Raw genomic sequence first — 14,960 nt, forward strand, 5'->3', positions numbered from 1 at the left:
TTAATGTGGTTTACTCCTTCAAGGCGTTCGTTTTGGCACTTAAAATCGGTTTAAGTAGATATTCCAAAACGGTTCGCTTCCCTGTGATGATATCGACCGATGCTGTCATTCCTGGAATGATTGGTAAATCTGCATCTTGACCAAAGTTTGTTTTTTCGGTGCGTACACGAACAATGTAGAAGCTGTTGCCTTCTTCATCTTGAGTGGTATCCGCGCTGATATGTTCCAACTCTCCCTCTAAACCGCCGTACTTTGTGAAGTCGTAAGCTGTAAATTTCACGATAGCATGAAGATCTGGGCGTAAAAATGCGATGTCTTTTGGCGCAATTTTCGCCTCTACCAATAGTGTGTCTTCTGTTGGTACGATCTCGACGATATCCATACCAGGTTGGATAACACCACCGACAGTATTGATGTTCAGTGTTTTGATTTTGCCTGTTACTGGCGAATTCACAACCGTTCGGTTTACTCTATCTTCCAAGCCCACCGCTGATTCAACCAAAGCAGATAACTGGTCTTGGGCGCTATTGAGTTTCTCTTGCTGTTCAGAGCGGAATTTGAGTGCAACATCAATACGGTTGAGCATGGATTCTCGAATCGCTGATTGCAATACGGGAATCTTGAGCTCACTGGACGTCATTTCACGACGGGTATCGTTGACTTGGCGCTGTAATTTGAGCAGTTCAATACGAGGAACAACGCCCTCGTCTGCCAAAGGTTTGGTGATATCGAGTTCTTTTTTCGCGTATTGGTAGCTTTGACGCAAGTTCCTTACTCGCGCTTGGATCTCTACCAAGTCCTGCTGCTTTTGCTGCACTTGTTGGTCAATAACAGAAAGTTGGTTGCGCAAATTATCTAGATCTTCGCGATATTCTGCTTTTTGACGCTGTGTGAGTTGAGGTCGAGTCTCTTCCAAGGTTGGTGGGAAGGTCAGTTTACCGTAATCAAGTAGTACACTTTGACGCCAGTTTTCCGTTTCAAAATCACGGTTAACGGCAACACTGTTAATAGAAGCGGATAGTTGCAGCACAGATGCGGTAAGGTTGGCAACTTGTTGCTCACGTTCACGAAAATCTGAGCGAAAGCGGGTGTCATCGATAAGCAGTAACTGTTGGCCTTTTTCAACCAACTGACCTTCTTTGACCAAGATTTCTTTGACTAAGCCACCTTCTAAGTTTTGGACTACTTGTATCTGTGAGGAGGGAATCACTTTGCCTTGACCAACCGTGACTTTGTCGATTTCAGCCCAAGATGCCCAACCTATTGCTGCAATGAAAAATAGCACCATAACCCAGAGCATAAAACGCGCGCTGTTGGGGGTATTGAGGAGCAATGCTGCAGTTTTGTCATCAACAAAATCCAACTCTTCATCGTTGAGTTTGTTGTAGTTATCTCGGCTCATCACAGTCCCTGCTTATATAATTACGGATTATCTTTTTGATCTTATTATTATTAACCGATCATGTCAGCATGCTCGGCTAATAAAATATGAGAAGAGGGTTATTCTCTCTTCAAATGAGCTTTCTTACACTTTCTAAATCAAACAAAAGCATAATTAGCGCCGGAGTATAGCTATTACGCCTTGAACTTGGCTTTATCCAACTGATGTTTTTTTAGTTTGTCGTACAAGGTTTTGCGTGATACCTGTAATTCTAGTTGAACCTCTTTGAGTCTGCCGCGATGTCTTTGCAATGCATCGAATAACAAGCAATATTCAAAGTATTCTGTGCGCTGAGTCATACTCTGAATTTCAAGACTTTTCTCACTGTTCCAATCTTCCATTCTAAAAGTATCTGGCTTGAGGGCACGAAGTTCAGCAAATTGGCGTAGCTGCTTAACGTTTTCTGGCCACTCGAGACTGGTGAGGTGTTTGACCTCTTCTAGGCTGATATGTGGCGGCTGTAACTGATATCGACTCGCTGTGTGGCGCACAAAGTGCTTGTATAAAGGCCCTATATCTTCCTTTCTTTCATCGAGCGTCGGTAAGTGAATTAGAGTCGCCAGGGATTTTAGAGGTGGCTCGGCTTGGGTGGTCGCGCCAAAAACACGTTCAAGTTTCGGGTGCTTGAACAAGTATTCCCATTGTTCAAATGATACATGCTCTGCGCTATGTAAGTACAAACTGCAGTGGCGTTTTCCTTCACTTAAGCGGTGTATGGCTTTGTCGAGAGCTTCTAATGAAAACTCATAAAGGTCTTCACCAGAAGCGGCGATTAACTCACTATCCGGTGTTGCATGTATGTCGTGGGCGAATTGTGCAGCGAGTCGCCGACCCGTACCATCTTGACCTACAAAAATGAGCGGCTGGCTTGTAGGCGCACTGATCAAGGCGCGACGAATACTAACCATGGCCTTACTGTGACCAATCATTTTCGGACCAACATGAGTTTGCATGTCGAGCTCTTTCTTAAGCCAGATGTTTTCTTGCAACAAGTTCAGTTTATCGCTGGCATTGTTGAGCGATTTCATGAGCTGTTCCGTTGAAAACGGTTTTTCTAGAAAGTCGTACGCGCCGCTTTTCATCGCATCTACCGCGGTTTTCACATCTCCATGTCCAGTAAGTACGATGAATTGAAAGTGATCGTTTTTGCTTCGCAAAGTTCGCATAAACTCCAAGCCATCCATCACGGGCATATGGATATCGGTAATGATAATCGCAGGTGTATTTGAGTCGATTACGCGTAAGGCTTCTACTGCGTTTGGTAAGCAGGTGACGTCTATCCCTTCAATCAGCAGGGCTTGAGACACGGCATCACGAATGTGTGGTTCGTCATCAACAAAGAAAACTGGGTTATTCATGGTCGTTTTCCACTTCTGGGGTACGTTTATTCTGATTGACTATTGGTAGCGTCACGATAAAGGTCATCCCTCCTGCTTGTTGTTCTGTGTTCTGATGTTTATAGGCACAGAGGGAGCCGTGATAGCTCTCTATAATCCGCTTGGAGATTGTTAAACCTAATCCAAGACCCTCCGGCTTAGTCGTAAAAAATGGGTCGAACACTTTTGCTAGGGCTTCGTCTGACATCCCTGGTCCGTTATCGGAAACAAGAATGTCGCAACTGTCATCATGACACTGAACAGCAATGGATATTTGCGGATCGATACAGTGGTTTTCCATCGCTTGTGCCGCGTTGTGGAAGAGATTGATCAGCACTTGTTCTAATTCAACGCTGTGAATGGCCAGCTTCACATCATAGTCGATGGCCGGAACTTTTAGTGTTACTCCTTGCTTAATAAGCTTGTTGCTCAAAATGCTGGTGGCAGTATGTACCGCGTCGTGCAGTACTGAGATTTCATTGTGTGAATCGTGTGTGGCTTTCCGAGTAAAGACTTTTAAGCGGGCAATGACTTCCGAAATGGTGTCATTGAGTGTCAGCATTTTGCCCAAATTGTCAGCGACCATTGGGTATTTTTCCATTGCCAACAAACGCTGCGAGTTTTCGGTATAGGTTCTTAGTGCGGAAAGTGGCTGATTTATCTCATGATTAATACTGGCTGATAGCTCGCCCAACAGTGCCAATTTCGCGGCTTGCGTCAGCTCTTGTTGTGTTTGTTTAAGCTCTTGTTGGCTTTGTTCATATTGGCGGATGGTCTGTTGTAGCTTTTGGTTGGCTTCACTCAGAACTAGTGTCCGTTGCACTACTTTTTCTTCTAGGCTCACATTGAGATGGGCAAGGCGTGCTTTGTTAACTAGGGTTTGGAACCACGCTAACGCAATTAGAGCAATTAGCGCATATAAGATCAGGAAGACGATATCGGCCTGTAAAACGGCGGCAAGAACGCTGTTGTGGTTAATTAAGGCAACGACGCGAAACCCTTTATCCAATAAGTGTGTTGCGTATGCGAGGTAATTCGGTGATAGAAGCAATTGATTGTCATCAAACTCTGTGACACCACTGTGTGCCGTTAACTCACCAAAATATTCGGGTAAGGTATCGCCATATTGACGCGTTTCGGTAAGTTCATTTATTGCACTCGATGACAGTGGGAAAAGTGCACGATAGCGCCAGTCTGGTAAATTGCTCATAAACACGACATTGTGTTTATCTGTAATGAGTACGTCAGTCGTGGTTTGCGAAAGGCGCTGTTCTAATTGCTCCAAATTCACTTTTACTGTGATCACGCCAACGACTTCCTCATTTACCCACAGCGGAGATGAGAAGAAGTACCCACGTTTATTCGAGCGTACGCCTAATCCAACGTATTGAGCGGGCTCACCGCGTCGCGCATTTTTAAAATAGGGGCGATAGCTAAAGCTAGAGCCAACAAACGTATCTTCTTGCTGAAAGTTACTTGAGGCTATGACTAACCCGGTACGGTCATGAACGTAAATCGTATCGGCCAAGCTTTGCTTCAACCAATCTGCTAACAATAGGTTGAGCTCGTGAGAGGGCGTTCCGCGCTCTACTGCTTGGAGTAATCTCGGATCGTGACTTAATAGGTTTGGTATCTGTTCAAACTTTGCCAGCTCGTAGTCCACTTCTTGTGATACTTGCGCGGCTTGTCTCTCTAGCTTTTGTTGCCATTGATCATGTTGGTATTGAGTTGCGTAATGATGAGTAAGCGCAAGCCCTGAAATGCCAACGGCACACAGTAGCAGTAAAAAATGACGTAGGGCTTTGGGGTTGAGTAAGTTCACGATCGGCTCACTGGTTTTTTGTGTCATGGTATCAAATGAAGCACTGTGATGCTGTGAGCGGCAACGATAACAAGCACAATGATGTCCTTGTATTTCCTCAGTATCGGGAGCACAATCGACAAAAACGAGTGAAGGAGTAAAGATGGAACTTGCTGATATTCGTCGTGAGTACACCAAAGGTGGGCTGCGTCGTAAAGATTTGAAAGCTGATCCTATTGATCAATTTAATCTGTGGCTAGAGCAAGCAGTTGAAGCGGGTTTAACGGACCCGACTGCGATGACAGTTGCAACGGTTGATGAAAATGGCATGCCGTTTCAACGCATTGTTCTATTGAAAAACGTCGACAAAGATGGTTTTGTGTTTTACACCAACCTAGGCAGTCGCAAGGCCCAGCAGCTAGAGCATAACAGCAATATTAGTTTGCACTTCCCTTGGCACCCGTTAGAGCGCCAAGTTCATATTACTGGTGTGGCTGAAAAGCTTACCGCCGTAGAGAATATGAAATACTTTACTTCTCGTCCTAAAGAGAGCCAGTTGGCCGCAATCGCGAGCAAACAAAGTAGCCGTATTTCTGCCAGAGGTGTGTTGGAAGGTAAGTTTTTAGAGCTAAAACAGAAGTTTGCTAAGGGTGAAATACCAGTACCAACCTTTTGGGGTGGCTTTCGCGTAAAACCAAAGAGCATCGAATTTTGGCAAGGTGGCGAACATCGCCTTCACGATCGTTTTCTTTTCTCCCAGCATGATGGAAGTTGGGACATTGATCGTTTAGCGCCATAGGCTTATGGTCCCTCATGAATAAACAAACACCGCCGAATTGGGGCGGTGTTTTTGTAGGTGGAAGCGATGCGAATTATCGCTCTCCATTCAACACAACCGATAATTGATGCTTAAGCAGCGTTTTGGGTACAACAGAGCCGTAGCCTGCTTCCATTGCTTTATCTATTAGTTCGTTCTTGCTGTTCGCTGCAAACTTATTACGTAAGCGTGCGACGTGACCTTCAACGGTTTTTGTTGATATGCCCATGACCTGAGAGATGAATTGTGGCTTCTTGCCGTAGAGCAGGAGGAAAAGCGTTTCTTGCTCGCGACATGTGAGCTTCTCTGGTTTTGGTTGTAAGTCAGAGAAACGAAAGATGGATTGTTGATTTGGGTTGGTACTGATAGCACGACAAACCCAATACCCGACTTCAATCACGGCGGTGTCGGTGAGTTCTCTTCCGTAGAAAATGGTGCCTATAATGTCGCCATTGTCATCTCGCCACGGTGTTTTAGTAAATATATGTGCTCGCCAGCGGCCATCTGGATAAGGGTGGATATCCAGAATTTTTAGTGACTCGCCAGTTTCGAGAACGTGTTTATCTTGGCGTTGAAATTCTTGCGCGCATTCAGTGGTTGGGCTGGCCATATCAAAATCAGTTTTACCCAAGCATTCCTCGGGCGATGTGTGCCCTAACAGTTCTGCGTATTCCTGGTTTACGTATAGGAATACCGAATCTTTATCTTTGCATCCCCAACAACCTGGTAGCTGTTTAAGGAGGGATTGTTCTATGGTATCGACTGAAATATTCACAAAAGGACTCACTACATACTGCTTTTACCAATACAGAGACGTCCGTGTTACATGGCTCGTATTGATGTTGCCAAGTAGGCAGTTACGTTGCTAGAACACGTTCGTTGATTGGCGCTCAATCCAATTAAATTCATGGTGTTCGATGTTTTCGTCAGGTAGTCATAGACAACGACGAAATGGAACGAAGAGTTTAATTGGGAAAATGGTCTGTTTCATTACAGATATGTGCGCTCACGGATGTCCGCCAATGTTCGGCTTACAACTCGTATCGTCCTTGATCATGCTTCCTACAACTCAGTTGTAATGTGGTTGACGTTCATATCACTTGTGAGCGAAAGAGCAGCACCTAAGCATATGAGAGGGACAGTGAGACAAACGCTATGATATCAGCTTATGCCATTGTTTTCATTGTTGAGAAGCGAAAAAAAAAGCCAGCCTGAAGACGGGCTGGCAACACAAGATATAATCTTGTCGACGTGTAGAAGAGGTTCTAAATTACTTAGCGAGGGTCTGCTAAGTAAGTTAGAGGTATCAATGAGATACCGAGAGCTTTAGATCGTATGCATCTTAAAGCTCGATAACTAATGTATTGAATCAGAAGCATATTAGTAAGGGGGGAAATCCCTCTATGTTGAGTTTAAGAGTGGGTTTCGATCCGTTTCAGGGACGAGTTATCTAATATGGAGCACGGTGTTTTACAAAATAACAGATTGTTCGGTAATAAGGATCTTTACATTGATTGATTATGTATACGTAAGGTGTTGCCTATCTATCCGTTTTTGTTAATAAAATTGGTTGCTCACTGACCGTAAATTAACCTCGCATGATCATCGTTCCGGAACTATGATCATGTAAATGAACTTGATCATGCTGATTTGATCTTGTCGATTGAGTTGGGTAAAAGTTGCAACCCAACAAAGAAGGTATATGATGCGAAGACGTAAGCTGACCGTGTAAAGACGACTGTTTAAAATGAGTGACTCAGATAACCAAAAAATCCTTTCATATCAAGAGATTATGCTGCCAAAGCCGGCGGAGCTGATCACACTTCCGTCTTATATGGATTGCCACGATCATTCTTATACGCAGATCGTGATTGGTTTAAAAGGGCAAGCCGAATTTGAAGTGCGCGGGCGAGGTAATCTTGTCGGCCCTGGTCAAGGTTGTGTGGTTACCGCATGCTCTGATCATGCTTTCGGTGGCGTCATCAATCAATCGGATATTTTGGTGCTGAATATGCCCAAACCGACAAATGATGATCCTGAAATGCTTCAAAAAATCAATAACCTGGAGAGAGACCATGTCTACTTCCAGTTAGATAGTCAAATTCAGAAGCTGATACAGATGTTGGTTCAGGAAATGCGAAACCATCCGGATGACCTGCTGTTAAGTCGTGCGTGTAACGACACTGTGATTGCGTTAATGCAGCGCCATATCTCGGCATTTGAGACCAGTCGAAAAGAGTCGCGCTTTGATTTGGAGGCGATAGATCGTTACATTGAGCAGCACCTGAGTCATAAGATTAGTGTGGCTCAATTGGCCGGGCGAGTGTTTCTTGGGGAAAGTCAGTTCCATTGCTTGTTTAAAGAGCAGATGGGGATTACACCTCATCAATATGTTCTCGGAAAGCGAATCGACATGGCTCGTGAATTAATCGAGCAAGGGCACCTCTCTTTAGGGCAAATTGCCGAGTTTACTGGCTTCTCAAGCCAGAGTACTTTTACTCATACTTTTACTCGCTTACAGGGAATATCACCTTCCCGTTATAAAAAACAAGTTGGATAACAACGCGTTTTTTAGGTCAAATAATCATCAATTAGAATAAAGCCATGCACTATGCATGGTTTTTTTATGTTTTATTCACGTGACCTATCTCTCGTTTTTTTAAATTCTCTGTTCTTTGCAGTGGCTGATATGCCACTTGATCCTACATTTTCTCTTAGAACGAGCTCTTCACAAAAATCTTATTGATATTCTTGATATTTTGTTGTGAATGCAATGAAAAAATTAAAATTTACAACACAAAATATTACCTATTTGAATGTGACTATGTGGATGTTTTGTTATAAAAGCGAGTTTTTGGCAAAAATGTCGTAGTTTTTGACAAGTATTCTTATCGGCCTCAAAATACACTGCCAGCCATTGATAATCCTCGAAGCGGTTTTCGAGGAGTGAGATTGAGGAACACACATGTTTACAGCTACGAACGTGTTGACACCGGAATTTATCGGGCAGCCGCTTGATAAGTTGTGGTCACTGATCTCGCCATTATATATGGTGGACGAGTCTCAATGGCTAGAGCAACTATTGCCACTAGCGACGCCTACAGAGGATGAAAAATCGGCGATCACTACCCAAACGACCCACCTTATCGAAGCCATTCGTGCCGATAAGAAGTCAATCCAGATGATTGATGCTTTATTGCTGGAATACAGCTTAGATACTCAAGAAGGTATCTTGCTGATGTGTCTTGCAGAAGCATTAATGCGCATCCCAGATGCCGCGACAGCAGATTCTTTGATTAAAGATAAGTTGAGTGTCGCAGACTGGAAATCTCACCTGAAAAACTCTGACTCTGTGTTTGTTAACGCATCAACATGGGGCCTCATGCTAACAGGTAAAGTGGTTGGTCTTGGTGAGCAAGGCACCCAGAGCCCAGGTCAGGCTGTAAACCGTCTGGTAAATAAATTCTCTGAGCCTGTGATTCGTAAAGCCATGTATCAGGCAATGAAGATCATGGGTCACCAGTTTGTTCGTGGTCGTACGATCGAAGAAGCGCAAAAGAACGGTCGTCCAATGCGCGACAAAGGTTTCACCTACTCATTTGATATGTTAGGTGAGGCGGCGTTAACTACAGCGGACGCGAACAAGTACTTCAAAGATTACCTAATGGCGATCGAAGCGGTGGGTCGCGAGACTTACGGTAACGACACCAGCCCTGCGCCTTCGATTTCCATCAAGCTTTCTGCATTACACCCGCGCTACGAAGTCGCAAATGAAGAACGTGTAATGACAGAGTTGTATGACTCACTAATGCAGCTATTGAAACGTGCAATTGAAGTCGACGTTGCAATCACAATCGATGCAGAAGAAGCGGATCGCCTTGAGCTTTCTCTGAAGCTATTTGAGAAAGTGTACCGTAGCGATCTTGTGAAAGGTTGGGGCAAGTTTGGTTTGGTTATTCAAGCCTACTCAAAACGTGCGCTACCAGTCTTAGTGTGGCTAAATGCACTCGCAAAAGAGCAAGGTGACGTTATTCCTCTGCGTTTGGTTAAAGGCGCGTACTGGGACAGCGAAATCAAGTGGTCTCAACAAGCGGGCTATGCAAATTACCCAGTATACACTCGCAAAGAAGCGACGGACGTTGCATACCTAGCTTGTGCTCGTTTCCTACTTAGCGAAGGTGTTCGCGGTAATATCTACCCACAATTTGCAAGCCACAATGCTCACACGGTTACGGCAATTGCTGTCATGGCGGAGCACAAAGAATACGAGTTCCAGCGCCTGCATGGTATGGGTGATTCACTGTATAACCATGTTATGAAAATGTACGGTCAGCCAGTACGTATTTATGCTCCTGTCGGTAGCCATGCTGATCTTCTTCCGTACTTGGTTCGTCGTCTGCTTGAAAATGGTGCGAACAGCTCGTTTGTACACCGTCTAGTTGATGCGCGTTGTCCAATTTACGAGTTGACTCATCACCCTGTGGATGTGTTGACGGGTTTTGACACGCTACACAACGACAAGATCCCATTACCTGCCGACATTTTCCCTGAGCGTAAGAACTCATATGGCGTCAACATCGACATCGACAGTGAAGCGAAGCCATTTGAAGCTCAGGTCGAAAGCTTCATGGACAATCAGTGGGTTGCAGGCCCGATGATCAATGGTGAACGCTTTGCCGAAAGCATGATCAAGGAAAATTCGGCTGAGATCATCACCGCACCATACGATCGCCGAATTGAAGTCGGCAAAGTGGCATTTGCAACTCTTGATCACGTTTCCGCTGCAATTGATGCGGCGCAAACTGCTTTCTCTGATTGGAAAGCCGTTCCTGTTGAGCAAAAAGCGGCTTGTTTAGAAAAGCTTGCTGACTTAATGGAAGAAAATCTGGCTGAGCTGGTGGCGATTTGTCACAAAGAAGCGGGTAAAACGATTCACGATAGCATTGATGAAGTTCGTGAAGCGGTGGATTTCTGTCGTTATTACGCGAAACAAGCGCAAAACCTACAGCCATTTGAGCTAGAAGGTTTTGACGGTGTGAAACGCATTTCTAGCCGTGAAGGTCTTGGTGTGTTTGTGTGTATTAGCCCTTGGAACTTCCCGTTGGCTATCTTCCTTGGTCAGGTGACGGCAGCACTGATTGCGGGTAACACAGTGGTTGCAAAACCTGCTGAGCAAACAAGCTTAATTGCCGCTCGCGCTATTGAACTAATGCTTGATGCTGGCTTCCCTGCAGGTGTGATTCAGTTACTTACTGGTCGCGGCGCTGAGATTGGTCATGCACTGACTTCTCATGATGCTATTGCTGGTGTGGCATTCACTGGCTCAACGGCAACGGCGCAACGCATTAACGTTACGCTCGCGGAGCGCAGCGCGAAACCAGTTCCGTTTATTGCGGAAACAGGTGGCCAAAACGCAATGATTGTGGACAGTACTGCATTGCCAGAGCAGGTGGTGCGTGATGTGATTCGTTCGGCGTTTGCATCTGCTGGTCAGCGTTGTTCTGCCCTTCGTGTTCTATTTGTACAAGAAGATGTAGCAGACCGTATGATCAACCTGATTCAGGGTGCGATGAATGAACTGCATGTTGGTTTACCTTACCTACACAAAACAGATGTTGGTCCGGTTATCGACAGCAATGCAAAACAAAAACTCCTCGCTCACCTTGAGCAAATGAGCAAAACACAGACTAAAGTCGCTCAGCTACAGCTGGATGAATCGTGCCAGCATGGTGACTTTGTCTCACCAAGTGCGTTTGAAATCTCGGGCATCGATGTGCTGAAAGAAGAAAAATTTGGTCCAATCTTGCACATTGTTCGCTTTAAAGCGTCTGAATTACCGAACGTGGTTGCGCAGATCAACAGAACGGGTTTTGGCTTGACGATGGGTATCCATAGCCGTAACGAAACCACGTACCGTTGGATTGAGAAACATGCACGAGTAGGTAACTGCTACATCAACCGAGACCAAGTTGGCGCTGTGGTTGGTGTACAGCCGTTTGGTGGTCAAGGCTTGTCGGGTACTGGCCCGAAAGCTGGTGGTCCACACTACCTATTCCGATTTACTCAACATCTTCTTGCTCAAGCAGAAAACGCATAAGGAGTCGCATTATGGTTCATCAGATCACCTATTTTAAAGATGCATTCTCTGCGTGGGAGCAGTGGAATCTGACTGATTTTGATTACAAATGCGAGCATGTTCTGGCATTTAAATCTGCACTAGAAGGGCAGCAGTCTACTGTTGCCAAAGTGGTTTCTTACCACTTGCAACAAGCATCAGCTCTTCTTGCAGAAACTCACCAGTTAGTTGGCCCTACAGGGGAAACTAACGAACTGTATGCCGCAGGACGCGGTGTGGCTTTGGTGATTTGTGAAAACAACATCGAGCCTGCTGATAATGCGTTATACAGTGCTTTTGCGATGATCACCTGTGCCTTAATTGCAGGCAACAGTGTGGTCGTTTGCAGTGACAATGCAGAGCTAAACCAATTGGTTAAGCAAGCTGTAGCGTTGGCAAACTTCCCATCTAACTTAGTCCAGGTTGTTGCGTACGATGCGTCTGCCCCGTTGCTTGAGAGCGATGTACGTAGTGTGGGTTATGTTGGGCGTTCACAGGTTGAGCATGCGCTCAATCTTCAACTAGCTAAGCGTGACGGTGCAATCGTCGGCTTAGTTTCTGAAACGGATTTAGAGTCACCGAAATTGGCTCATGATCCTCATCTCTCGTTGCGCTTCATTACTGAGCGCACTCGAACGATAAATATTACCGCGGTGGGTGGTAACGCAACTCTACTCGAGTTGGGGAACGAAACTCACTAACCTGACTTGTAATGCCAATCTGGAGTAACTGGACTGAGAGCCGGTCCAGATTGGTTTTTTATACTCTGATGTATTGCTGAGACGGTAAAATATCAGGGCAGGCAAGGAAGGAAATAATTATAACGAGGACTATCTAATGATAGAAAATAGCTTTGCTATCACGTCCACTTTTGTGGCGTATTTACTGATTATGGTTGCTATTGGCGTTTACGCGTATAAGAGGACTTCCAATTCATCTGACTACTTCCTAGGTGGCCGTAGCCTAGGTCCGTGGCCTGCTGCATTATCTGCAGGTGCTTCAGACATGAGTGGTTGGTTGCTGCTAGGCTTGCCTGGCTATGCGTACGCTGCGGGTATCGAGGCCTTCTGGTTAGCCGGCGGTCTACTTCTTGGTACATGGGCAAACTGGCTCATCAGTGCAAAACGCCTCCGTACCTACAGTATCCAAACTGACGCGCTAACGTTGCCAGAGTTCCTGTCACGTCGCTTCAACGATAAGTCGAAACTGATTCAGACAATCTCTGCGTTTTTCATTCTTCTATTTTTCCTTTTCTACACCAGCTCAGGTTTGGTCGCAGGGGGCAAACTGTTTGAGACGGTATTCGGTCTAGATTACACCTACGCTGTTATCATCGGTACGGTGTGTGTCGTTTCTTACACACTATTCGGTGGTTTCCTAGCGGTATCTTGGACTGACTTAGTGCAAGGTCTGCTAATGGCGGCTGCGCTAATGATTGTTCCTATAGCGGTAATGGACGGTGGTTTAGGTCAGCTAAGTTCTGATCTACATGACATCAACCCAGAACTTGCAACGCTATGGAATGACGCGAAAGGCGAACCATTGTCTGCGATTGCCATTATCTCTCTAGCGGCGTGGGGCCTTGGTTACTTTGGTCAGCCACACATCCTAGCGCGTTTTAAAGCGTCTCGTTCAAACAAAGATCTAACGACTGCACGTCGTATCGCAGTGATTTGGACGGCACTATCTATGGTTGGTGCAATGCTTGTTGGTCTTGTTGGTCTGGTTTGGGTTACGGGTCATCCGGGTACTCAACTAGAAGACGGCGAGAAGATCTTCATGCTATTGGTTAACGCAGTATTCCACCCTGTCGTTGCGGGTATGTTGTTAGCAGCAATCCTAGCGGCGGTAATGAGTACCGCTGACTCACAGCTCCTTGTTTCATCTTCAGCGCTTGCAGAAGATTTCTACAAGCAAGTATTCAAGCCAGAAGCGTCTTCTGAAGAAATCGTAATGATTGGTCGTATCGGTGTTATCGTTATTTCGCTTGTTGCGCTATTCCTAGCGATGACGCCTGATAGCTCAGTACTCGGTCTTGTATCTTACGCTTGGGCTGGTTTTGGTGCGGCATTTGGTCCTGCGGTTGTACTTAGCCTTTACTGGAGCGGTATGAACCGTAACGGCGCGTTAGCAGGTATTCTTGTTGGTGGTATCACTATCGTAGTTTGGAAGCAGCTAACTGGCGGTTGGTTTGATGTGTACGAAATCGTACCGGGCATCATCTTCTCTACGCTTGCCATCATTGTGGTAAGTAAAGCAACGGGTGGTGCTGCGCAAGACGTGTTAGACCAACACCAGTCGTTCGAGAAAAAACTGGTTGAACTAGACTAGTAACTTCCCGTATATGAACACAAAGCCCGCTATTTTAGCGGGCTTTGTTTTATCTGAAACTTAATTAACGTTAATGGTGGTAGCTTGAGATCAGAGCTTAGCATTGCTCGGTTAGATTGGAGTGTTAGTCGCGACGAATTTTGGCGTAAATAACGGTGTTACTCAGCTCTCCCGATGTGGTAAGACGTTCGTTTCTGAGCTCTCCTTCGAACTCATAACCACAGCGCTCGGCTACAGCCCGGCTCTTTTGGTTGGTGCTATCAGCATGAATTGCGATTCTCTTGGCGCCCAAGTCATCAAACGCATAGCGCTCAACTTCGAGCACAGCCTCGGCAACATAACCATTGCCAACGGCAGCATTATCTAACCAATAACCTATCTCAAAGGATGGTACGTCGGGATCTCGAATCATCAAGCCGACCGCACCCAGTAAGCGATCGCTTTCCTTTTCAATGATGTAGTAACGCAGCTCTTCTTCGAAGTTTTCAAAGTTTGCGATGGCTTTCTCTGTCCCTTCTATCATCGCTTCTAATGTCAGCACATGAGGCACCCACGGCAGATAGACTTCGAGAGTCTTTTGGCTGCGAACGACAGCTTGATGCGCCTCTTCGGCTCGTTCTAAACAAGCAGGGATGAGTTTGAGACGTTTCGTTTCCATGCCGACTCTCCTATGGGTGAAAAATGAACGGAAAATCATTTAAACAGATGTACTTAGAATGATCTAGTCAACGCCGTCATATTATTCACTTGGTTTGCCAGAGAGAAACTGAGAGAATCGAACCGTTATCAAACCAACTAGGTTCATTATGAAACTTTTAGTAAGAAACTTGGCTCGTCACATGACCGAGCAAGATATCCGCAAATTATTCTCAGCGTACGGCAAAGTAGAACTGTGTTCGCTAGTGCTTGATCAAGACACGGGTTTGTCGAAAGGCTTCGGTTTTGTCATCATGCCGGACGAAGCAGAAGCCATTTCTGCTCTTGAAGCACTGAATTTGACGAACGTAGAAAAAAGCAAAATTCGCGTGAAAGTCGCACAAGACTAACACAGAGAAAAGCCAGCGTTATTGCTGGCTTTT

At 45.4% G+C, this 14,960-nt stretch carries 11 protein-coding genes; 6 read left to right on the forward strand and 5 right to left on the reverse strand.

The genetic code is table 11. From position 1 onward, the window contains the following. Nucleotides 1-10 precede the first annotated feature (10 nt). From R7Q47_RS00645 to R7Q47_RS00655, 3 genes are all read right to left on the reverse strand, one after another. The gene (locus tag R7Q47_RS00645) at nt 11-1,402 is read right to left on the reverse strand and encodes an HlyD family type I secretion periplasmic adaptor subunit (RefSeq protein ID WP_005374562.1); all 1,392 of its coding nucleotides are present in this window, start codon (nt 1,400-1,402) and stop codon (nt 11-13) included. 173 nt (nt 1,403-1,575) lie between these two features. Further along, nucleotides 1,576-2,799, reverse strand: coding sequence for a sigma-54-dependent transcriptional regulator (locus R7Q47_RS00650; RefSeq protein ID WP_064376340.1), 1,224 nt, complete (start codon nt 2,797-2,799; stop codon nt 1,576-1,578). Beyond that, nucleotides 2,792-4,666 carry an ATP-binding protein gene (locus tag R7Q47_RS00655; protein ID WP_258630018.1) on the reverse strand — a complete coding sequence of 625 codons (1,875 nt, stop codon included), beginning with the start codon at nt 4,664-4,666 and terminating at the stop codon, nt 2,792-2,794. The genes R7Q47_RS00650 and R7Q47_RS00655 overlap by 8 nt, the downstream gene beginning before the upstream one ends. Before the next feature lie 115 nt (nt 4,667-4,781). On the opposite strand from R7Q47_RS00655, the gene pdxH reads away from it, so the two are divergent. Further along, entirely contained in the window at nt 4,782-5,417 is a 636-nt protein-coding gene (gene pdxH / locus R7Q47_RS00660) for a pyridoxamine 5'-phosphate oxidase (RefSeq protein WP_005374570.1), read from the forward strand. 73 nt (nt 5,418-5,490) lie between these two features. On the opposite strand, the gene R7Q47_RS00665 is transcribed toward pdxH, so the two are convergent. Next, the gene (locus tag R7Q47_RS00665) at nt 5,491-6,210 is read right to left on the reverse strand and encodes a PAS domain-containing protein (RefSeq protein ID WP_248486081.1); all 720 of its coding nucleotides are present in this window, start codon (nt 6,208-6,210) and stop codon (nt 5,491-5,493) included. A gap of 972 nt (nt 6,211-7,182) precedes the next feature. Here R7Q47_RS00665 and R7Q47_RS00670 point away from each other — a divergent pair. The 4 genes from R7Q47_RS00670 (at nt 7,183) to putP (ending at nt 13,881) form a co-directional block, all read left to right on the forward strand. Further along, entirely contained in the window at nt 7,183-7,995 is an 813-nt protein-coding gene (locus R7Q47_RS00670; protein WP_025768702.1) for an AraC family transcriptional regulator, read from the forward strand. A gap of 405 nt (nt 7,996-8,400) precedes the next feature. Continuing rightward, nucleotides 8,401-11,532: a bifunctional proline dehydrogenase/L-glutamate gamma-semialdehyde dehydrogenase PutA gene (putA, locus tag R7Q47_RS00675; RefSeq protein ID WP_318088500.1), complete on the forward strand. Its 3,132-nt coding sequence runs from the start codon at nt 8,401-8,403 to the stop codon at nt 11,530-11,532. 11 nt (nt 11,533-11,543) lie between these two features. After that, the gene (locus R7Q47_RS00680; RefSeq protein WP_005383557.1) at nt 11,544-12,251 is read left to right on the forward strand and encodes a 1-pyrroline-5-carboxylate dehydrogenase; all 708 of its coding nucleotides are present in this window, start codon (nt 11,544-11,546) and stop codon (nt 12,249-12,251) included. A 136-nt stretch (nt 12,252-12,387) separates the two neighbouring features. Continuing rightward, a complete protein-coding gene (gene putP / locus R7Q47_RS00685; RefSeq protein ID WP_005374582.1) occupies nt 12,388-13,881 on the forward strand; it encodes a sodium/proline symporter PutP in 1,494 nt (497 codons plus the stop codon). Between the two features lie 124 nt (nt 13,882-14,005). Here the strand turns inward: putP and R7Q47_RS00690 are convergent, their stop codons facing one another. Further along, nucleotides 14,006-14,539, reverse strand: a complete 534-nt coding sequence (locus R7Q47_RS00690) for a GNAT family N-acetyltransferase (protein ID WP_017820066.1) — start codon at nt 14,537-14,539, stop codon at nt 14,006-14,008. A 148-nt stretch (nt 14,540-14,687) separates the two neighbouring features. Here R7Q47_RS00690 and R7Q47_RS00695 point away from each other — a divergent pair, with 148 nt between their 5' ends. After that, nucleotides 14,688-14,927: an RNA recognition motif domain-containing protein gene (locus R7Q47_RS00695; RefSeq protein WP_005374587.1), complete on the forward strand. Its 240-nt coding sequence runs from the start codon at nt 14,688-14,690 to the stop codon at nt 14,925-14,927. The last annotated feature ends 33 nt before the right edge of the window (nt 14,928-14,960 follow it).

Source organism: Vibrio sp. Vb0349, from assembly GCF_033338975.1.